Genomic DNA, 20,612 nt, shown 5'->3' with positions numbered 1-20,612 from the left:
AACCACATTAGAAAGTAGTACTTTATATAACGTGGCTACCAATTACTTCTTTTCTTCATCAGGTAATGTAACGTTGAGTTCAAGCACGGCTAAATCATCTTCATTTTGATCAAACTGTACTTGCACTGCATCAGTATTCACATTTACATACTTGCGTATCACATCAAGAATGTCTTGCTTTAGTTGTGGTAAATAATCTGGTGTACCACGTTGTGAGCGCTCGTGCGCAACAATGATCTGCAATCGCTCTTTTGCCAGTGATGCGGTGTTTTTCTTTTCTGAGCGGAAGTAGTCAAGTAAAGACACATTAACCTCCAAATATCCGTTTGAATAAACCTTTCTTCTCTACATCTAAGAAGCGAAAATCGACTGTCTCGCCTAACAAACGCTCAATTGCGTCAGCATAAGCAAGGCCTGCATCAGATTCAGAATCAAGAATAACCGGTTGGCCTGAATTTGAAGCACTTAGTACGGCTTGAGACTCTGGAATAACACCCAATAGTGGAATTGATAAAATATCTTTAACATCTTCAACAGAAAGCATCTCACCTTTTTCTACACGCTCTGCGTTGTAGCGCGTGAGGAGAAGATGCTCTTTAATATTCTCAAGGCCTTCTTCCGCACGCTTAGATTTACTGTGCAGAATACCTAAAATACGGTCTGAATCTCGTACAGATGAAACTTCAGGGTTCGTCGTCACAATTGCTTCATCTGCAAAGTACATTGCCATCATGGCACCTGCTTCAATACCTGCTGGTGAGTCACAGACAATATAATCAAAATCTTTTTTCAACTCATTTAACACGCGCTCTACACCATCACGTGTGAGTGCATCTTTATCGCGAGTTTGCGATGCCGGTAGTAAAAATAACTTCTCAACGCGTTTATCTTTAATAAGTGCTTGATTAAGGTTTGCTTCGCCATTAATGACATTAACAAAGTCATAAACTACACGACGCTCACAGCCCATGATTAAATCAAGGTTACGTAAGCCAATATCAAAATCGATAATAACTGTTTTATAGCCTTTAAGAGCTAAGCCTGTGCCAATTGCAGCACTTGACGTAGTTTTACCTACACCACCTTTACCAGATGTAACGACAATTACTTTTGCCATAAGATTTATCCTTTAACCAAAGCTGAAATTTCTAATGATTCATTTTTTTGTTGTATTTGCGCGGCCTGTCCCCAGTGTTCACCCTGTAATGAGTCACTGATCCAGTAATTACCATCAATTGAAACAAGCTCTGCTTCTAATTTCTGGCAAAAAATATGCGCTTCTTTTAAACCTTGTGCGCCAGCAATAGCTCGCCCACGTAAAGTGCCATATATATGTACATTACCATCAGCAATAACTTCAGCACCGTGACTAACTGCACCGAGCACTATAAGATCTCTATCTTTTGCATAAACTTGCTGGCCAGAACGTACCGTGCCATTTATAACTTGCGCAGGTAAGTGAACTGTCTTTTCTACAATTGATGTATTGGGCTCTTGTTTAACAGGTTCACTCTTAACGTCTTGTGAATAGTTTAATACAGAAAGACCTGCCGACTTGGCAAGTTTATGCTGCTCATCCGAACCATTACATACACCGACAGGGTTGAAGCTCAGGCGCTCAATCAACGACTTTAAATGAACAAAATCTATTTCATCGTTTTTAACTTCAACTAAATTAACAACAATGGGTGCGCCTTCAAAGAACCGAGGAGCTTGTGATATTTTTATATAAAGTTGTTCTGCTAAAAGGTTAATATCAGTACTGTACAAGTGTAAAACTGATAACGTAAAAAGATTTCCCTTTAGTTCAAAAATTTGGTCCGACATATACACTCAATTGTATTTTTTGACTAGAAACAAAATTAAAATAAATACAGGCTGAATAAGGCCTTAATTTATATGGATAAGGTGAAATTTCTAATCTAATTTTTCTAACTTATTATTACTCTCATGTTATAGTGTGCGGCACTGTTACGCAAGAATTTATAGGGTCATAATGCTCACTGCGGTATATAAAAGTAAGAAAAAAGCGGATACCTTTCTTTTTGTAGAAAAAAGAGATGATTTCAGTAAGGTACCGGAACCTTTAATGACCATGTTTGGTCAACCTCAATATGTAATGATTATTAACTTAGCAAAGCGTGAGCACTTAGGTGGAGCCGATTTAAATACAGTTAAGCAAGCGTTAACAGATGATGGTTTTTACTTGCAACTTCCTCCACCAAAGGAAAACTTACTTGCTGAGTTCAAAAAACAAAATGGAGTTGAAAGTGACTAAAAAGATAACAACAAAATTGGCTGCTATTATTTGCAGTGTATGTATTAGTACATCGGCACTAGCCAATACCCAAGAAAAATTCGATGAATACGTTGCCAACCTTAAACAAGAAGCGGCGCAAAAAGGTTATGATAGTCAGTTGATTGAAGATGCATTTGCCACTGCTAAGTTTAAGAAAAAAGTCATTTCAGCAGACAAAAGCCAACCAGAAGTTGTCGAAACGCTTGAAACGTATTTACCAAAACGCGTTCCACAATGGAAAATAGACCGCGCACGTAAATTATACGCTGAGAATAAAGACGTTTTAGAGCAAGTGGCTAAAGAGTTTGGTGTACAGGCACGCTTTATTGTTGCCCTATGGGGACTTGAAAGTAACTTTGGCAAAATTCAAGGCGGTCATAACGTAATTTCATCAGTGGTGACTCTTGCCTTTGACGGCCGCCGTGAAACTATGTACAAAAACCAGCTTTGGGCCGCGCTCGATATTTTAAAAGCAGGGCACATCACCTTAGATAAATTCAAAGGCTCTTGGGCAGGGGCTATGGGGCAAACGCAATTTATGCCAACCTCATTTAATGCCTACGCCGTTGATTACGATAAAGACGGCCGTAAAGACATCTGGACCACCCAAGCTGATGCTTTCGCCTCAATTGCAAATTATTTAAAACAAGCAGGTTGGAATGATGATTTAACATGGGGTCGCCAAGTTAAATTACCAGAGGGCTTTGATAAAAACTATGTACTTAAACGTGGCACCAAAACCCGCAAACAATGGCTCGAATACTGGGCTAAATCAGAGCGTTCACTTGCTGATTGGCAAGCCCTTGGCGTGCGTAAAATGGATGGCACTGATTTACCTAATGTTGATGTAACTGCCGCTTTAGTTATGCCAGACGACATGGGCGGGCGTATGTATCTTGCGTATGACAACTACAAAGCACTTATGCATTGGAACCGTTCATACTACTTCGCCACCAGCGTAGGTTACTTATCAGACCGCATTGGTTATCCAGCGATTTAATAAATAATTAGATGCTAGGGTCTAGGTAACTAGGTGCTAGGGTGTTTTTAGAAAGCGCGAGTATATCTCGCGCTTTTGTTTGTTAAACAATAGTGTGAAAGAGCTTTAAGTGAATTATTCACAAAGAGGTTATGAGACGCTACGCTTAAGAGAAGACAGCAAAGCTTTCAGTGTTCAGTTTGTGGTTAAACTTGGCTTCGTAGGTTGGGTAGAGTGCAACGAAACCCAACGAAAAAATACCCTATCAGTCTGCATCTCGGCTCTGTATTAACAAGTCTTTCATAGCTCTTTTTGCTTTCATTTATTTATGGTGATTTATTTGCTTTGAATGATAAAAATAAAACTTGCCAAGCATTACTAAACAAATAATACCTAAAAAGATTAACAACCAAAATAAAGTTAATGAAAATTGGCTTTTAGAGATAACAATAACTGTAAGGTAAAATGCAGTTACTAATACTAATAATATTAAACCAAGCTTCCCCATAAAAGTTTTTAACCTTGTCATTTGTATTGCACCCCAGTTTCAGATATTAGGAGTATATTCATCTTAACAAGATGATTTATATGGTTTTGAATTGCCACTTCGTTACCTTTAACACGCATATGAGATGCTATATGATTTTTTAAACTAGACACTTTCTGCGGCCGTTTTTCTTTAGGTTTGGATTTAAGGCTATGGACTAACTTAGTTAATTCACTTGAAGTGTTAACCATTTTAATTTGCTTACAACAGCGACCGTTCGAATTAATATGAGAAATTAATGGGGTAAAACCATTGTCATTGGTTATTACTTCAAAGCTCACGTTAGGTGCTGCTTCTTGTGTATATTTACCTAAATAATAAGACAAGTGAAAATCTAAGTTATTAGATTGTATAGCTTTAATTTGAATAAGAACAATATTAACCGGTGACTCGTATTTTTTATCACCAAAATCAAGTTTTGGCTGCTTAGCACCAACAAAAACAATGACTTTTTCGTAGATGGATAAATTGACTTTGCTTAGGCAACCAATATTTTCGTAATCTATAAATGCCCACTTCATGTGATTAATGCTCCTTGAATGCTTATGAACCTGTAGCTTAATTTATTTTTATTGATGCATTAACCTTAGCCGAGTTGTTATTTTGATTCAATCATAACTGAGTTTCATGTGAAATGTGAAATGTGAAAAGAGGATTCACCGATAGTTTTTGTTTTTCAATCTGTTACAGGTGTTTTAGAAGTTTTTTTTGAGCAGTTTAAGGCTCAAAAAAGGAATTAACATTGCGCTATAGGCAATGACTACTTAGCTTCACAAGGTTTAGCGTCATTAAGAGATATTTGGATCAATATTCATTACGGGAGATGAACCACCCATTGCACTTCCTGTTAATAAAAAGCGCTTGATGGGTGGTGTGGGGGCTGGAGGTTAGAGACCTCCGGCTACCCGATTATGTGTACTTTAGCTCTATAATTTCCAGAGCTTCAACTTTAAGGCTAACAGCTTTATTTTTTGCATCTGTTACTTGAGCACAAAATTCAGGATCATCAGAGTCAAACCATTCGAGGTGAGTCATAACCTCCATTGTGTTAGCTAACACAACATTTTCGGTTTCGTCCTCATAAACGATGCAAATAGGATATTCTGGAGTGTTTTCCAATGCTCAATTGTCCTTGTACACATAACGCCGCAAATCACCGGCAGTTTGAAGCAAAGCGACGAGGAACGAGGAGCGGCGCTTTAAACTGTCCGAGTGCATTTGCATTGTTATGAGTTGACATCTCAACTTATCTCGATGATAGGCTGAAATAAATATTAAGAATCTTCTGAATTGCATCTTCTACTGCAATGAAATCGGTATCCTGACTCTGCTGGCGTGAAGGTTTGATTACACCAACTGCACTTAGTAGTTACGTAGCGTTCTTTTTTAATTTGTTTCTGTAGTTTTTTCTCGGATTTCTCAGCAGCATATTTTTCTCTAGATTCAGGGTAAAATAGCAGGTTCAGAGGCTTAATCAATGAAATCAGAACTATGGTAAACAAGATGTAGAGACCAAATTCATCCCAAGGTGGATTGTCTGTAATAAGTATCCTTATTACGATAGAAAAAAACCAAATCGCTCCAGGGATTATTATTGCCCAAACAACCTTGTCAGCTAACTTCATTATTTAATTCCAACCTTTTATTATTGATTACTATATTTCTTGAAAACATGGATTGAGATTTAACTTTCACTCATAACAATTTTATAGTGCGCGAAGGGCGGATATTTCTGCTCCGACCACACTCATATTTATACTTTATATATTTTTAACAAATTAACTAAGATATTGCCATCACTAAGTTTTCTATTATCTTTTAAACAAAGCTAAGCGGAACAATATACGCGCGTCGCTCATATCTTTGAATATGTGAGCAAACAATTAATTATTACTCTTAGCCAATATCAATGACTATAATTCTCTCAAAGAGCTCCGTCAGCAGAATGTGTATAAAGTACAGTACTTATCTGCGCTTTTTATGTGGTACAACTTACTTTTTATTCACCACAGAGCACCTAGGTGCTTCGCGCTGCACAGAGTAAAAATTCTGAACTATTATTTACTTCTCGGTGAACTCAGTGGTTAAAGTTTTTAGAACCTAGAACCTAGAACCTAGAACCTAGAACCTAGAACCTAGAACCTAGAACCTAGAACCTAGAACCTAGAACCTAGTACCTAGTACCTTAAAGCTTGCTAACTTTACTCTCGTCCCTCGCTAACTCTTCATTTCTTCAATATCTTATCTTTAAAGTCGAGTACTTTACCTATGCCTGAGCCGAGTTTCATTAGGCTTTGCAGTTGCTCTGGGCTTAGGCGTTGTAATTCTGCTGACCATTTGGTGACTGTTTCGAGCAAGTCGTGAATTTCTTGCATTTGTTGCTGTGCGAAACGTTCATCATCGTTGTGGGCTTCTTCTAAAATATTGTCACGTAATAAACTGAGTGTTGGGTCTATCTCGCGTTTTTTGCGCTCTTCAAATACGCGATTGGCCATGTCCCAAATTGTACCGGCTGGTGCGTAGTATTCTTTGCGGTCGCCGGGAATATGCTGCACTTTAATTAAGCGCCAAGATTGCAGCTCTTTAATACCCATACTGACATTACCGCGAGAAATACTCAGTGCATCTGCAATTTCATTGGCTGTCATAGGCTCTTTGGTAATAATAAGTAACCCACACATTTGACCAATAGTACGGTTAAATCCCCAACGGCTGCCCATCTCGCCACAGTGCATTACAAATGCATAGTTCTTCTCAGATAATGTCATAGCTTTTCAAGTTTCAATAAATAATGAAAACAATGCTAGCACGCTGAAACTTGTTGGCAAGATTTACTCGTAACTCAGATGCACTTTGTGTGTATTTTGTCCGCTAAAGTTTGATCTAGATTAAGGTTGTTTCTATTTTAGTTATGTACAGTGAATGTTCACGCCAACTCTTACTAATGATAAGGACTAAACAGATGAAAGCTGCTGTTAATAATGAATTCAAAGGTCGCCTAGAAATCACTGACTTGCCAACACCTACTGTGGGTGCAAATGATGTTTTAGTTAAAATTGCCGCGTGTGGTGTTTGTCATACCGATTTACATGCATGTCATGGCGATTGGCCTGTTAAACCTAAAATGCCGTTAGTGCCAGGTCATGAAGGAGTGGGGGTTATAGAACAATTGGGCAGTAATATCCATCATTTAAAAGTGGGTGATAGAGTGGGTGTACCTTGGCTTTACAATGCCTGCGGCCATTGTGAATTTTGTTTAGATGGTAAAGAAACACTGTGTTTATCACAGCATAATACAGGGTATTCAATTGATGGCGGTTATGCTGAGTATTGTTTAGCCCATGGTGATTATGTGGTTAAAATTCCTGACGGTTTAGGCTTTGCCGAAGCAGCCCCACTATTTTGCGCGGGTGTGACCACTTATAAAGCATTAAAAGTATCAGAAGCAAAACCTGGGCAGTGGGTTGCTATTGTTGGTGTTGGAGGATTGGGGCACCTTGCAGTGCAGTATGCAAAGGCCATGGGCTTAAATGTTATTGCGGTTGATACAGGAAAAGAGAAGCTTGATTTAGCTACTGAGCTTGGTGCAGACATAACACTTGATTTTAAACAGTGCGTACCTAGTGAAGCTATTTTTGAAAAAGTAGGGGGCGCGCATGCAGTTGTATGTACAGCGGTTTCAAAGCCTGGTTTTGAGCAAGCCTATAAAAGTGTACGACGCGGTGGTAAATGTGTACTAGTTGGCCTGCCGCCAGAGGAAATGCCACTGCCGATTTTTGATACTGTGTTAAACGGGGTTTCAGTGGTTGGCTCAATTGTTGGCACGCGTAAAGATTTACAAGAATGTTTAGAGTTTGCTGCACAGGGTAAAGTTAAAGCCATTATTGAAGAAAAACGCCTTGATGATATTAATGACATTTTTGACGATATGTTAAAGGGTGAAATTAACGGGCGGATAGTCGTTACTATATAAAAAAGTATGTAGAGCGCACAAAATGTGCGCTCTAAAAACTAGCCTCATAGTAGCTTACAGTTTATAGCTCAAGGTCAATTTAGCGTTGCGCTCTTCACCTGGCATACCGCCCAAAAACATCGCTTTTGAGTAATACACTTTATTAAATAAATTATTTAAGTTTAGCTGTACGCCCCATTTATCTGCGTTATAACTTAGTGCTGCATCGTAGATTGTATAACTTGCTACATATCCATAGGGAATACCGAATGATGTTGAGTTTGTACTGCGGTCATCTACATATTTAACACCGGCACTTATTTTTAATGGCTGTGAAAGTTCAAACCACTGTGCGCTATAGGTTAACCATGTGCTGGCCGTAACATAAGGCACGCCTTTTTGGCGGGTATCAAAAGTACTTGAGTTGGGGTTTTTCTTATCACGGGCATCTTGATAAACACCATTGATATTCACTTTCCACTGCTCATTTAAATATGCATTTAAGTCAAATTCAACACCACGGGTTTTCTCTTCGCCATCGAAGAAGCTCTCAGGAACTGAGGGATCTGGGTTCATATCATCAAATGCTGGGTTGTCATATTCCAAGTTAGTACGTGCGGTATCAAACACCACTAATGAGGCCAGTAATTGGTCGTCAAAGGCCTTCATTCTGATACCCAAATCAGTACTAAGGGACTCAGCGTCTTCACGGTCAGCTTCATTACCTGAAACAGAGCCTAAAACACTGTACGCTGTACGGCCTTTTGAGTGATTTATGAATACTGATATATCATCGCTTGGTTTATAAGTTGCACCTAAGTTATAGGTTAAACCATTATCCGAGGTGCTGGCCTCTGGTGTGGCGGCTGCTGCACTTGCACGATAACGGGCGTCTACACCAAAGTGTTCATATTTTTGTGTAATTTCGTTATAGGCTAAACCTACACGGGTGGTAAATGTGTCATGAATATAGGCTACATGTTGTATGCCAACGCCCCACGCTTGTACTTTTTTATTGTAGTTACTGGTTTTCAGTGGGTCGTAATCACTAAACTGACCTTCGCCCCAGTTTGGTGTGCGTATATCTAAAATATATGGTAATGAGCCCTGATAAGTTACATCGCCATTTTTATCTTTGAGAATATAGTCTTTATCCCAAATCGAATATTGTGTGAAACGTACATCACGGTCTTCGTAATTGGCATTTACTAATAACTCGTTATCAATATCACCTAAACTAAAGTCATAACGTAAATCTGCAAAGTATTGCCATGACTTTTCATCGGCTTGCACTTGGCGAAACTCTTGTCTGCGTGCGGCAAATGGATACAGTACGTCATCTACAACGAGTGGTGCACGTGGGTCTGCATTAATGACACCTTTACGGTTCCAATAAACATAGTTATAGGCGCCAGTTTGACGGGCAAAGCTTGATTCGTAATTACGGTATTGTAATTGTTGGTTTAAAAACAAATCATCAGTTAGGTAATAGTTATGCGTTAATTTAAAGCGTAATTCTTCACCTTCATTGTCTTTGGCCATGGGTGAAATGATACCGTTATGACCAAACGAATAAGGTGTTAAACCATCAGAAGCAGATAGTGAGTTGGCAAGTTGATCACGTTGTGCATCGGTCAATTGTAAACCAGCCATTGTAGGGTCATTGACTAAATCATCGCCAGTGACTTCGCCTGCTGTTTTGCCATTAACCGACTCTGCATTATAAATACGGATAGGGTGGCCGATAGAGTCAACGGCTATGGAATCTTTGATATAGGCCGCAGATATCATAATATCTTGCTTGTCATCGAATACATATTTTAATGCAGTGTAAATTTCATCTCTATCATCTTTTAAGTCACGGTAGCCATCACTGCGTGCTGTTTTGGCATTTACTCTGTATGCAAGGTTATCTGTGATTGCATCTGTGCTATCAAACGATAGTGAATAAGTGTTCCATTGGCCTACTTCTGCTTGCACTGTGTGCTGCGCTTCAAACTGCGGTTTCTTTTCAATTAGGTTTATCACACCACCAGCACTTCCCATGCCGTATAAACCTGTTGCAGGGCCTTTTAGTACCTCAACTGCTTCAACATTAGTCAGCGAGCGAGTTGGGTTAAAGGTGTTACCTAAACCTGCACCACCGTACATACCATCATAGGTGTAATTAGCCCCTAAGCCACGAATAATTAGGTTATCACCAATACCATAGTTATTACCTGCTTGAGTTACACCGCTGATATTACGTGCTAAATCTTGCAGGTTATCGACACCCTGTGAATTTATTAATTCTTGATCTACAACTACGATAGGGGCAGGGGTTTCCATTAGTGACATATCAGATTTAGTCGCCAGTCCTGAGTTAAGTACGACTTGGTTTTGCTTTTGGTAAACTGTTATGTGTTCAAGATCTGTCTGTTCAGCAGATATTGCGTTAAAAGATGTCAAACAAGCGAGGGTAATTAAAGAAAGTTTATGTGTTGTCATAAATAGCTACCATTGAAATTTTACGCAATGATAATGTGTTGTATTTGTATTACAAGTATTAATATATGGAAATCGGTAATTATTTAGCGTGTAAACAAAATTGTAACTTTGTTTATTTATCGGGTTAACATAGGCTTGGAAGAAAAAAATCAGTGGTGGGTAAAAATTGATCACAGGGCTAACATTTAGCCCCGCATTATTTATTTGCTAGTATGCTTTACCTGCTTTCATTACAAATTTAACATTTTCAAGCTTACTGATATCACTAAGAGGGTTGCCTTTTACTGCTATAATATCTGCTGCAAACCCAGGCTTTAGCTGACCAAGTTGGGTATCAACCTTTAATAATTTTGCGCTATTAATTGTAGCTGACTGAATGGCTTGTAACGGTGTCATACCAAATTCAACCATACGTGAAAATTGTTTAGCGTTATCGCCATGTGGGTAAATGGCTGCATCAGTACCAAACACCATTTTGACACCGGCTTTTACCGCACGAGAAAAACTTTCCCGCTGTCTTTTTGAAACCAGACGCTCTTTTGCCAAGTTTTCTTCAGCAACACCATTTTCCTCGCCATAGGTTAGGGTATATTCCGTGTTATAAATATCCATAGAAAACCAAGTGCCATGTTTTTTTGCCAGTTTTATTGCTTCATCATCAACGTAACTCACATGTTCTACACTGTCTACACCGGCAACTATGGCGGCTTTAATACCACTAGTCCCATGAGCGTGAGCTGCAACGGTCACACCGCGCATATGGGCTTCAGCGACAATGGCATTCATTTCATCTTGACTATATTGCTGAATGCCCACTTTAGTGCCTTTAGAGAATACGCCTCCTGTGGCGCAAAATTTAATTACGTTGGCACCGTACTTTATGTTTTCGCGCACTTTTGTTCTTGCTGCCCATGGGCCATCAGCCACTCCTTCAGCGGTATACTTCATTTCTGGTGGTAGTCGGTTGTTATCACAGTGTCCGCCTGTCACACCCAGTGAGGGGCCTGCCGCCCAAATACGGGGGCCGGCTATATCCCCTGCATTAATGCCATCTCTTACAGCAATAACGCTGTAGCCACCTGCGCCAACATTACGTAGCGTGGTGAAGCCTGCTTTTAATGTTTTTTTAGCAAAGTAGGCCGCTTTAATCGCTTGGCGTGGTACTGATTGACCAATACGCTCACTTCTTGGCACGGTTGGATCACTGGTTAAATGAACGTGCATATCCATCAACCCTGGCAGAATTGTTAATTCAGGCAGCTCAATATGCTCATCACCCTGTTGTAGCTTAGGAGCTTGTTTGGTCGTGATTTTTGTAATGATCCCATCATCAATTTGGATCAATGGGGCTTTGATTAATTTACCATTATTAACATCAAGCATTGCTTTGGCACTAATATAAGTGGTTGCTTGAGTATTAAATACGCTAACACACAACAAGCTCAGTGAAATGGCAAGAGATAATTTATTCATTTATTTTCTAATTTTAGATTATTTTATATAGTAATGTAGCAAGCAGTATTTAAGCTGTAAACAAAACGCGTTAAGTATCTTATTTTCTTTATTTAGTTAAACATACGACGCATAATTGTCGTTAATACTTACACTCAGGGATAATTATGAAAAATTTTAAGTTAACATTGCTTGTAGCTAGTGTGCTTAGTGCTTTAACGGCGTGCGCCAATATTGAGAATAATAATTTACAAAACAAGCAACCTGTATCAGCAACAGGTACGGCCAACATTGCCGAACAACAATTAAATACACTCGTAGCAGAGTATTTTGTAGACTCATTACAATTTAGCCCACTAAGTGCTACTTACATCGGTTATAGCCAATATAATAATCAATTTACAGCACCGAGTACTGAGCAAAGCCGTGGTAAAAAACTGGCATTTTATAAAGATTTCCAGCAGCGTTTAGCTACAATTGATGATAGCCAGTTAACCGGCCAAGCTTTATTGAGCTACGAAATATTAGCACGGGATTTAGCGTTAACGATTGAGGGCTTTAATTTTCCAAGTTATTTATTACCAATAAACCAAATGTCTGGTGCGCATAATACCTTCGCAGGATTTGGCTCTGGGCAAAGTGCGCAGCCATTTGTTACTTATCAAGATTATGAAAATTTTATTGCGCGTGCACAAGGTTTTGTAACATGGTTAAGCAGTGTACAATCTGCGATGGAGCAGGGGATCAGTGCCGGGGTTGTATTACCAAAACCATTAGCTGAAAAATTATTGCCACAATTTCAAGCCCATATAGTTTCTGGCGCAGAGCAGTCATTATTTTACAGTCCGATTAAACAACTACCAGAACATTTTACTACAGCTCAAAAGCAACAACTCACGGCTCAATACAGCGCACTGATAATGAATGAATTAGTGCCGGCTTATACAAAAATGAGTAACTTTTTAGCTGATACGTATATTCCAAATAGCCGTGAGACGGTCGGTTACAGTGATTTACCAAATGGTAAAGCCTGGTATGAATATCAAATTAAGAAAAATACAACCTTAAGTTTATCAGCTGATGAAATCCATGAAATTGGTTTAAAAGAAGTCTCACGTATTCTTAATGAAATGAAAGCAGTAAAAGAAACGGTTGGCTTTAAAGGGAGTCTAGCCGATTTTTTTACTCACTTACGAGATTCTGATGAATTTTATTTTGACACTCCTGAGCAATTAATTGCAGCTTATGAAGCCGTTAAGTTAAAAATTGATGCGCAAGTACCTAAATTATTTAATATTGCTCCTAAAGCTGATTATGTCGTTAAGGCGGTAGAAGATTTTCGAGCTGAGTCTGCGGCAGGGGCGTCGTATCAATCGCCTGCACCGGATGGTTCACGACCAGGCATTTTTTACATTAATACATTTAACCTAAAAGCCCAGCCTAAGTTTTTACTTGAGACTTTGTCTATCCATGAAGCGGCACCGGGACACCATTTTCAAATTGCATTACAGCAAGAAGTGCAGTCATTACCTGATTTTCGTAAATTTGGGGGCTACACCGTGTTCGCCGAAGGTTGGGCACTATATGCAGAAAGCTTAGGAAAAGAACTCGGCTTATTTACCGACCCATATATGTGGTACGGTCGTTTAGCTGATGAGCAGCTTCGTGCTATGCGTTTAGTACTTGATACTGGTTTTCATGCCAAAGGGTGGACTCGTCAGCAAGGCATTGACTATATGCTAGCTAATTCTTCAATGGCGCTAAGTGATGTTACTGCAGAAGTAGAGCGTTACATTGCTTGGCCAGGACAGGCGCTTTCTTATAAGTTAGGGCAGTTTAAAATCCAAGAATTACGTGATTACTGTAAAAAAGCATTAGGCAATAAATTTAATATTAAAGAGTTTCATACGCAAATATTAATAGATGGCGCATTGCCTATGCCAATTCTAGAAGCAAAAATTAAACGTTGGGTAGAGATACAGAAATAGTACTAACTAGTTCGTTTATTAACACCTAAGTGCGTGAAGTGAGTAGTTTTGCGCACTATGGCTGTTTGCGGTAGAATGCGCGCTCTTAGGGGCGCTGAGTTTTAACATGTTAGAAAATCAATTTTGGCTTAAAAAGTCACTTGAACAAATGTCACAACCTGAATGGGAAGCTATTTGTGACGGCTGTGGTAAATGCTGCTTAAACACATTTATTGACAGTGAAGATGAAGACGAATTTACTGCAACAGACCAACTGCGTGAAGGTGAAGAGCTTATTTTCACCAATATTGTATGCCAATACCTTGATAACGAAACGTGTGGCTGCAGCGAGTATGAAAACCGTCAAGTATTAGTACCATCATGTGTAAAACTCACCAAAGAAAACCTCGAAAGCATTTTCTTTATGCCACAAAGTTGCAGCTATCGTCGTTTGCATGAAGGTCGTGGTCTTGCTTCTTGGCACCCATTAAATAATGGTGGTAGCAAAGAGCTAATGCATGATCTCGATATTTCCGTGCGAGATAAAACGGTTAAAGATTGCGACGTAGAACTAGATGACTTTGACTTATATGTGGCTTACTGGCCAACGCAGGATGCTGATTAATGACAAATTTAGTGGCGACAATTGGCTTAATAAACCCGAAAAGCCCTACCAATGTAGGTGGTGTTTTACGTGCCGCAGGTTGTTATAACGCCAAGCATGTGTTTTTTACCGGTACTCGTTATTTAAATGCGAAAAAGTTTCATACCGATACCAAAAACGTTATTGAGCGTATCCCGCTTACGTCAGTTGATGATCTAAAGCATGCAAAGCCTGAAGGGGCCAAAGCGGTTGTGATTGAATTAATCGAAGGTGCTACACCGTTACCTGAGTTTATCCACCCAGAAAATGCCTTTTATATATTTGGCCCAGAAGATGGCTCAATTAGTAAAGAGGTATTAAATTGGTGCGATGAGGTCGTTTATATTCCAACAGTTGGGTGTATGAATTTAGCAGCAACTTGTAATGTGGTTTTATACGATCGATTAGCAAAGCTTGGTGGTGTTAGCAGTTGCGATGAAACCATTATCAAAAGCCGTGATACAAATAATAAAATGAAATGGTCAAAAGCGTAATATTATTAAAATTTTTACGATGTGCGAGTGATTGACCTATGAGCTATAGTTTTGTATTCGCCTTTCATTCTACTAACAAATAGAGCCATTCAACAATATAGTTAATAATTGATTTCTTCTTTTTCTCAAAAATCAGCATACCAATTTAGTACTGGGTTAGCTGAGAATTGCCCATTTAAAGCACTTTTATATGGAACGTTCCTATTAAAAGTTTGTGATCTTATTTTCTCAATGTGTAGAATCGTTCCTAACTTGTTAATGGAGTGAAAATCACGTGAGTGAAATAAATACAAACCAAAGCTATGCCACTAATGATCCGCAGTCGAATAAAAACTACCTGCCAGCATTAACGGCAATGACAACCCTGTTTTTTCTTTGGGGTTTTATTACTGTTTTAAATGATGTCTTGATCCCACGTTTAAAGGGGGTTTTTGATTTAAGTTACACCGAAGCAATGCTGGTTCAGTTTTGTTTCTTTGGTGCTTACTTTATTGTGTCTTTACCAGCAGGGTTGCTAGTAAAGAAGTTTGGCTATAAAAATGGTGTACTGACAGGGTTAATTGTTGCTTCTATTGGGTGTTTATTATTCTACCCTGCGGTTGTTGTCCATGAATATTGGCTATTTTTAACGGCATTATTTGTATTGGCAGGGGGGGTGACGGTATTACAAGTTTCTGCAAATCCTTATGTAGCTGCACTTGGCCCTGAGAAAACGGCTTCATCTCGGTTAAATTTAGCTCAGGCATTAAATGCATTAGGCACTACCGTTGGCCCATACGTAGGTGGAATATTATTCTTTGGTGCTGCAGGGTCGTTAACGGCTGGTGCTGCTACAGCAGAGTCTGTAAAAATCCCTTATTTAATGTTAGCGGCAGCATTACTTACAATCGCAGTCGTGTTTGCATTTTTAAAGTTACCTGAAATTACTGCCCACAAAGAAGAGCTGGACTGTAAAGCAAAGGACCACTCTTTAACGCAAGCGCCACATTTAATAATGGGTGTGGTTGCTATTTTTTGTTACGTTGGTGGTGAGGTCGCAATTGGTAGTTTTTTAGTAAACTTTTTTGGTGAAGAGCATATTGCTGGACTTGAAGAGCATGCTGCGTCTGCGTTAATAGCCTACTATTGGGGTGGGGCCATGGTTGGCCGTTTTATTGGTTCTGTACTATTACAAAAAATAGCACCTTCAAAAGCGTTAGCATTCAATGCGTGTGCGGTTATTGTACTGTTGTTAGTAACGATATTTACCCAAGGCAATATTGCCCTTTATAGTGTTTTAGCTATCGGATTATTCAATTCAATTATGTTCCCAACTATATTTTCTGTTGCGATAGAAGGGCTTGGTTCTTTAACAAGTAAAGGCTCAGGTTGGTTATGTTTGGCAATCGTAGGTGGTGCTCTTGTACCGTTACTGCAAGGCTATATTGCTGACACAGTAAATATTCAGGACAGCTTTTTCGTCCCTGTTATCTGCTATGCCTTTATTGCTTGGTATGGACTAAATGTTGTTAGGCTATCAACTAAGTGGCAGCAAAGAGTTAATTAATTTGTTATTTAATTCTTGTTTTTGAATGCACTTACTTTCGGTAAGTGCATTTTTATCTACATTTTCCCAGTTCTAAAGCCCTTCTTTATAGTTACAATTATCAAATATAATATCATTTGAATACGTATTCACTGAGTTAAAAGGATTAAATTAGTGGAACGATCCTATTTGGTGTTCGTTATAATTAATACACATTCATTATTATGTACTTTTTCAAAAGAGTAATCAAAAGTTGTGTCTGGTTATATTGTAGGTGAGCAATTTTCAATGCGTACTTTTATTAAATAGATTAAACCAGCGTATGTTCATCGATGTTGGCTTGCGTAGAGGATATTGTATATTTAATATCAGAATCATTCATAACATAGTAAGAACTATCGATAAAATGAGACAAATCCAGCTTTATTTGCTAAAACTAAGGTGATAACAAAAATAATTAATATAGGCTTACTATGCTTGGTTCGTTAAAATTTACTACTAAAGTTACCATTGCGGCATCAATTGTGCTGGTGTTGGTTCTTGGCTTGTTTACAATTAACAATTTTATCTCAATGCGCTCGCAAACACAGCAGCAGCTTTCTTCAGTGCTACAAGAAAGCTCTCAATCAGTTTCTCAAAATATTGCTAACTGGCTAAATAATAAACTGTCGATTGTTGTTGCAATTGCTAGAACTCATCAACAGAATGACAGTAAAGCACTTACTCTAAGCCAGTTAAATACCGCTGAAATGGCAGGGGATTTTAAAAATACCTATATTGGAAAGCCCGATGGCAGGTTTGTTTTAAACGATCAATCTATTGTATTACTAGCTGATTATGATGCCACCACTCGACCATGGTATAAATTAGTTGAAAACAAAACCACAACAGCATTCACGAACCCTTATATAGATGTGACCACTAATGAGCTGACAATCTCTGCTGTAGCACCTATCACTATTGCTGGTGAATTTATTGGCGTTGCTGGTGCAGACATTGATATGCAAACAATTACTAATATAGTAAATGAGATCGATTTTTTAGGTTTCGGCTATGGCTTTTTACTCGACAGTGATGGTCGCATTCTCAGTCACCCTAATACTAAATTAAACGATCAGGGCATGGATAAACTATTTTCCAAAAAGCTGCCACTTAATCCTGAGTTTGTTGAAATAAGTATCGATGATAGTGAGCATTTAGTGTCTTTTACTCCAATCAAAGGGATTAAAAATGTTAATTGGTATTTAGGTGTTGTTATTGATAAAGAAATTGCATATTCATCGGTAGCGTCTTTTCGTAACATGGCTACGGTGTATATGGTTTTAGGCATTGCTGCGATAGTGCTGATGATGCAATATGTTTTGCGCTACTTAATGCGCCCAATGCACCGACTTAATGATGCAATAAAAGACATTGCGCAAGGTGAAGGGGATTTAACTAGACGGTTGGAAATAGAAAATGATGATGAATTTGGTGAACTATCAGGCTACTTTAATGCTTTTATAGATAAGATTCACACGTCTATAGATCAAGTGAAAACCACCACTGTTGAGTTAGAGCGTTCGGTCGAAAGTTTAGTTGAGCAAACAGAATCAACCCTTACTATGTATAGCGATCAAACAAAACGCACTGACAATGTAGCAACGGCAATAAACCAATTATCATCAAGTGCAGTAGAAATTTCAAATAGTGCAAGCCATGCTTCGTCACTTGCAACACAGGCTAACGCTCAGTCGGTGCAAAGCCAACATTCATTAAATGACAATATTGCAGCGATAAATTCTTTGTCAAATAACATGGAGCAAGCACAACAAACCATTAATGCTGTTGCTAAGCACTCTGCAAGTATTGAGCAAGTACTTGAGGTCATTAAAGGGGTAAGTGAGCAAACTAACTTGCTGGCTTTAAATGCTGCGATTGAGGCTGCTCGTGCTGGTGAAGCTGGTCGCGGGTTTGCCGTCGTCGCTGATGAAGTAAGGCAGTTGGCACAGCGTACACAACAATCAACACAAGAAATTGAGAACACAGTAACTCAGCTACAACAAGGATCTGAAAGCGCTGTTGCGGTAATGAAATCGAGCTTGATTGAAAGTGCTAACAGTGTTCAACAAGCACATGGCGCTGGTGAAAAAATGGCAGATGTAACCAAAGCCATAGAATCAATTGATGAAGTAAATCATAGTGTAGCCAATGCAACAACAGAGCAAAATCAGGTGATACAAACACTGGATAATGATATTCACACCATTAGCGAATTGTCCCAACAAGGGCAACTCAATCTTAACAGTACCTTAAATGAATGTACTCGCTTGAAGTTACAGTTTGATGAGCTTGAAAAAATGGTATTGCGGTTTAAAGTTTAATAGTCACTTTGAAGAGGGCCCAAATTATATGACTAAATCTTTAAACCAGCCGGATTGGTTAAATTTAATTAATATTGAAAATGTAAATAGTGCAGAAATACAGCGAAGAGCATTTACATTTTTTACGATGATTCTAGTGGCTGTTGTGCTTATAACTGTATTAGTTTTTTTAAATTATCAGTATTACGATCTAGTTTTAACGATAATGATGCTGTTATCAGATATAACGCTTTTATTGTGCGCATTTTATTTTATTAAAACAGGAAAATTGACCGGTGTAGCGCTCATAGTTATGAGTATTATTTGTGTGCTTTGTCTAGCACTTGCTTATACCGGAGGAAAAGACAATACCGCGCTCTATTGGTTAATGTTTTACCCTATTGTTGCTTTTTCAACATTAGGTTTTCGCTTGGGTTTGGTTGTTGTTTCAATATTACTAGTATTCACTGTTTTGCTTTTATTTGGGCCTAATATTGGTCAAGTTGATTATAAATATGCCGAAGATATCAGATTTACGCTTGCTTTTAGTCTGGTCTTTTTATTTAGCTTAATTGGTGAATATTTTCGCAATAAAAGCCATTTAACCATTGCACAAATGACCTTGCTGCAAAAACAAGATGCACACACAGATCAACTTACTGGACTTGCAAATCGTCGTTTCATTACGAACCATTATTTACCTTTGGTGAAATCTAGACCTGAACAATATTTACCCCTTAGTGTGTTACTTGTTGATCTTGACCACTTCAAAGCAATTAATGATATGTATGGCCATGGTGTGGGTGATCAGGTGTTAATTGAGTTTAGTCAGATGTTAGAAAATCAATTACGCGCATCCGATATAAAAGTTCGTTATGGTGGTGAAGAGTTTATGATAGTTTTACCTCAAATAGGTTTGATTGCAGCGCAAAGAGTCGCTGATAAATTGCGTAATCATATTGAGCTAAACCCCATTGTTTTCACAGAGTTTCAAATTAATATAACGTGCAGTATTGGTGTTGCCCAAGTGAGTCAAATTCATGAATTTAATGAAGCAGTTAAAGTGGCTGATGATCATCTTTATGATGCTAAAAGTGCTGGTAGAAATTGTGTGGTTTCATCACTGAGCAAGGAATGTAATGAACAACAAAGCTGAACTTATTTATGTTCATGATCCTATGTGTAGTTGGTGTTGGGGTTATGCTCCAACTTGGTCTAAATTGAAGAGCCTTTTAAATGATGATGTAAACATTGTATACAAGGTAGGTGGTTTAGCACCTGATTCAGATAGCCCTATGCCCTTACAAATGCAAACCATGCTACAAAATACTTGGCGAAATATAGAAAGTAAGTTGGGTACTGAGTTTAATTTTGATTTTTGGCGATTATGTAAACCCAAACGCTCGACTTACCCATCGTGTAGAGCTGCTATTATTGCGCGTGATGCCAATAAAGAAAGTGTAATGGTTGCAGCAATTCAACAGGCTTATTATTTAGAAGCAAAAAATCCCTCTGATGAAGATGTGCTTTGTCAATTAGCACAGCAAGTTGACTTGTGTACCGCTGAGGAGTTTAAACTACAATTGAACAGTGTATTAGTTAATGACAAATTGCTCAGCGAATTAGACTATATCCGAAGCTTGCCTATTCAAGGGTTTCCTTCTTTGGTATTAAAATATAATAACAGATTACACCCTATTGCTATAAATTACACAGATGCAGATACCACCTATTCACCAGGGCAGGATCATACTTTGTAAACATTCATAATTTATGATCTAATACTATAAATTTCATTACTTTATATTTCTTATGTCCTTATTCTCCCATTTAGAACTTGTAAAAGATAACCGCTCAACTATCAACCAGCATCATAACCTTGTCGATGTACTTTTCCTTATTATTAGTGCTGTAACATCTGGATG

General features: G+C 38.5%; 19 protein-coding genes and 1 pseudogene. 11 read left to right on the top strand and 9 right to left on the bottom strand.

The features are described 5' to 3' along the window. Positions 1-42: 42 nt before the first annotated feature. Genes minE through minC form a run of 3 tightly spaced genes read right to left on the bottom strand, consistent with a single transcriptional unit; the run spans position 43 to position 1,827 of the window. A complete protein-coding gene (gene minE, locus QMA12_RS17700) occupies positions 43-306 on the bottom strand; it encodes a cell division topological specificity factor MinE (RefSeq protein ID WP_087531477.1) in 264 nt (87 codons plus the stop codon). Between the two features lies 1 nt (position 307). Further along, complete coding sequence (minD, locus tag QMA12_RS17695; RefSeq protein WP_087531476.1) at positions 308-1,117, bottom strand: septum site-determining protein MinD; 810 nt, start codon at positions 1,115-1,117, stop codon at positions 308-310. A 5-nt stretch (positions 1,118-1,122) separates the two neighbouring features. Beyond that, positions 1,123-1,827: a septum site-determining protein MinC gene (gene minC / locus QMA12_RS17690; protein WP_087531475.1), complete on the bottom strand. Its 705-nt coding sequence runs from the start codon at positions 1,825-1,827 to the stop codon at positions 1,123-1,125. A 169-nt stretch (positions 1,828-1,996) separates the two neighbouring features. Here minC and QMA12_RS17685 point away from each other — a divergent pair, with 169 nt between their 5' ends. Further along, the gene (locus QMA12_RS17685; RefSeq protein WP_087531474.1) at positions 1,997-2,278 is read left to right on the top strand and encodes a YcgL domain-containing protein; all 282 of its coding nucleotides are present in this window, start codon (positions 1,997-1,999) and stop codon (positions 2,276-2,278) included. Positions 2,279-2,282: 4 nt separating this feature from the next. After that, entirely contained in the window at positions 2,283-3,299 is a 1,017-nt protein-coding gene (locus QMA12_RS17680) for a lytic murein transglycosylase (protein WP_290210935.1), read from the top strand. A gap of 504 nt (positions 3,300-3,803) precedes the next feature. Here QMA12_RS17680 and QMA12_RS17675 read toward each other — a convergent pair. The 4 genes from QMA12_RS17675 to QMA12_RS17660 form a co-directional block, all read right to left on the bottom strand. After that, entirely contained in the window at positions 3,804-4,346 is a 543-nt protein-coding gene (locus QMA12_RS17675) for a PIN domain-containing protein (RefSeq protein WP_087531472.1), read from the bottom strand. Between the two features lie 388 nt (positions 4,347-4,734). Next, on the bottom strand, positions 4,735-4,944 hold the full coding sequence (locus QMA12_RS17670) for a hypothetical protein (protein ID WP_290210907.1): 210 nt from the start codon (positions 4,942-4,944) through the stop codon (positions 4,735-4,737). A gap of 155 nt (positions 4,945-5,099) precedes the next feature. After that, on the bottom strand, positions 5,100-5,450 hold the full coding sequence (locus QMA12_RS17665; protein ID WP_149592397.1) for a hypothetical protein: 351 nt from the start codon (positions 5,448-5,450) through the stop codon (positions 5,100-5,102). Between the two features lie 600 nt (positions 5,451-6,050). Continuing rightward, on the bottom strand, positions 6,051-6,593 hold the full coding sequence (locus QMA12_RS17660; protein WP_290210906.1) for a MarR family transcriptional regulator: 543 nt from the start codon (positions 6,591-6,593) through the stop codon (positions 6,051-6,053). A 194-nt stretch (positions 6,594-6,787) separates the two neighbouring features. Here QMA12_RS17660 and adhP point away from each other — a divergent pair, with 194 nt between their 5' ends. Next, positions 6,788-7,798: an alcohol dehydrogenase AdhP gene (gene adhP, locus QMA12_RS17655; RefSeq protein WP_290210905.1), complete on the top strand. Its 1,011-nt coding sequence runs from the start codon at positions 6,788-6,790 to the stop codon at positions 7,796-7,798. A gap of 54 nt (positions 7,799-7,852) precedes the next feature. Here adhP and QMA12_RS17650 read toward each other — a convergent pair whose 3' ends face one another. Next, entirely contained in the window at positions 7,853-10,264 is a 2,412-nt protein-coding gene (locus tag QMA12_RS17650; RefSeq protein WP_290210904.1) for a TonB-dependent receptor, read from the bottom strand. 207 nt (positions 10,265-10,471) lie between these two features. Next, a complete protein-coding gene (locus QMA12_RS17645; protein ID WP_290210903.1) occupies positions 10,472-11,737 on the bottom strand; it encodes an amidohydrolase family protein in 1,266 nt (421 codons plus the stop codon). A gap of 146 nt (positions 11,738-11,883) precedes the next feature. Between QMA12_RS17645 and QMA12_RS17640 the strand changes: the two genes are divergently transcribed. From QMA12_RS17640 to QMA12_RS17605, 8 genes and pseudogenes are all read left to right on the top strand, one after another. Further along, on the top strand, positions 11,884-13,704 hold the full coding sequence (locus QMA12_RS17640) for a DUF885 domain-containing protein (RefSeq protein WP_290210902.1): 1,821 nt from the start codon (positions 11,884-11,886) through the stop codon (positions 13,702-13,704). A 106-nt stretch (positions 13,705-13,810) separates the two neighbouring features. Then, positions 13,811-14,308, top strand: coding sequence for a YcgN family cysteine cluster protein (locus QMA12_RS17635; protein ID WP_290210901.1), 498 nt, complete (start codon positions 13,811-13,813; stop codon positions 14,306-14,308). Further along, positions 14,308-14,820, top strand: a complete 513-nt coding sequence (locus QMA12_RS17630; protein WP_290210900.1) for an RNA methyltransferase — start codon at positions 14,308-14,310, stop codon at positions 14,818-14,820. The genes QMA12_RS17635 and QMA12_RS17630 overlap by 1 nt, the downstream gene beginning before the upstream one ends. Before the next feature lie 274 nt (positions 14,821-15,094). Then, positions 15,095-16,366, top strand: coding sequence for a sugar MFS transporter (locus QMA12_RS17625; RefSeq protein WP_290210899.1), 1,272 nt, complete (start codon positions 15,095-15,097; stop codon positions 16,364-16,366). Positions 16,367-16,818: 452 nt separating this feature from the next. Then, a complete protein-coding gene (locus tag QMA12_RS17620) occupies positions 16,819-18,708 on the top strand; it encodes a methyl-accepting chemotaxis protein (protein ID WP_290210898.1) in 1,890 nt (629 codons plus the stop codon). 28 nt (positions 18,709-18,736) lie between these two features. Then, positions 18,737-19,843: a GGDEF domain-containing protein gene (locus tag QMA12_RS17615; RefSeq protein ID WP_290210897.1), complete on the top strand. Its 1,107-nt coding sequence runs from the start codon at positions 18,737-18,739 to the stop codon at positions 19,841-19,843. After that, complete coding sequence (locus QMA12_RS17610) at positions 19,827-20,447, top strand: DsbA family protein (RefSeq protein ID WP_290210896.1); 621 nt, start codon at positions 19,827-19,829, stop codon at positions 20,445-20,447. The genes QMA12_RS17615 and QMA12_RS17610 overlap by 17 nt, the downstream gene beginning before the upstream one ends. Before the next feature lie 52 nt (positions 20,448-20,499). Next, positions 20,500-20,612, top strand: a pseudogene (locus tag QMA12_RS17605) (ISAs1 family transposase); the annotation flags it as partial.

It is taken from the genome of Pseudoalteromonas sp. APC 3893, from assembly GCF_030408095.1.
In the GTDB taxonomy this organism is placed as follows: Bacteria; Pseudomonadota; Gammaproteobacteria; order Enterobacterales; family Alteromonadaceae; genus Pseudoalteromonas.
The sequence above is the reverse complement of the archived record's forward strand: the minus strand, read 5'-3'. Positions and strand labels throughout refer to the sequence as shown.

What these genes read in the sequence shown, in the direction of transcription:
- QMA12_RS17685 (WP_087531474.1), top strand. Translation starts at nt 1,997, where the DNA reads ATGCTCACTGCGGTATATAAAAGTAAGAAAAAAGCGGATACCTTTCTT.
- QMA12_RS17620 (WP_290210898.1), top strand. Translation starts at nt 16,819, where the DNA reads ATGCTTGGTTCGTTAAAATTTACTACTAAAGTTACCATTGCGGCATCA.
- QMA12_RS17645 (WP_290210903.1), bottom strand. Translation starts at nt 11,737, where the DNA reads ATGAATAAATTATCTCTTGCCATTTCACTGAGCTTGTTGTGTGTTAGC.
- QMA12_RS17630 (WP_290210900.1), top strand. Translation starts at nt 14,308, where the DNA reads ATGACAAATTTAGTGGCGACAATTGGCTTAATAAACCCGAAAAGCCCT.
- QMA12_RS17650 (WP_290210904.1), bottom strand. Translation starts at nt 10,264, where the DNA reads ATGACAACACATAAACTTTCTTTAATTACCCTCGCTTGTTTGACATCT.
- QMA12_RS17635 (WP_290210901.1), top strand. Translation starts at nt 13,811, where the DNA reads ATGTTAGAAAATCAATTTTGGCTTAAAAAGTCACTTGAACAAATGTCA.
- minC (WP_087531475.1), bottom strand. Translation starts at nt 1,827, where the DNA reads ATGTCGGACCAAATTTTTGAACTAAAGGGAAATCTTTTTACGTTATCA.
- QMA12_RS17610 (WP_290210896.1), top strand. Translation starts at nt 19,827, where the DNA reads ATGAACAACAAAGCTGAACTTATTTATGTTCATGATCCTATGTGTAGT.
- QMA12_RS17675 (WP_087531472.1), bottom strand. Translation starts at nt 4,346, where the DNA reads ATGAAGTGGGCATTTATAGATTACGAAAATATTGGTTGCCTAAGCAAA.
- QMA12_RS17660 (WP_290210906.1), bottom strand. Translation starts at nt 6,593, where the DNA reads ATGACATTATCTGAGAAGAACTATGCATTTGTAATGCACTGTGGCGAG.
- QMA12_RS17640 (WP_290210902.1), top strand. Translation starts at nt 11,884, where the DNA reads ATGAAAAATTTTAAGTTAACATTGCTTGTAGCTAGTGTGCTTAGTGCT.
- QMA12_RS17615 (WP_290210897.1), top strand. Translation starts at nt 18,737, where the DNA reads ATGACTAAATCTTTAAACCAGCCGGATTGGTTAAATTTAATTAATATT.
- adhP (WP_290210905.1), top strand. Translation starts at nt 6,788, where the DNA reads ATGAAAGCTGCTGTTAATAATGAATTCAAAGGTCGCCTAGAAATCACT.
- minD (WP_087531476.1), bottom strand. Translation starts at nt 1,117, where the DNA reads ATGGCAAAAGTAATTGTCGTTACATCTGGTAAAGGTGGTGTAGGTAAA.
- QMA12_RS17665 (WP_149592397.1), bottom strand. Translation starts at nt 5,450, where the DNA reads ATGAAGTTAGCTGACAAGGTTGTTTGGGCAATAATAATCCCTGGAGCG.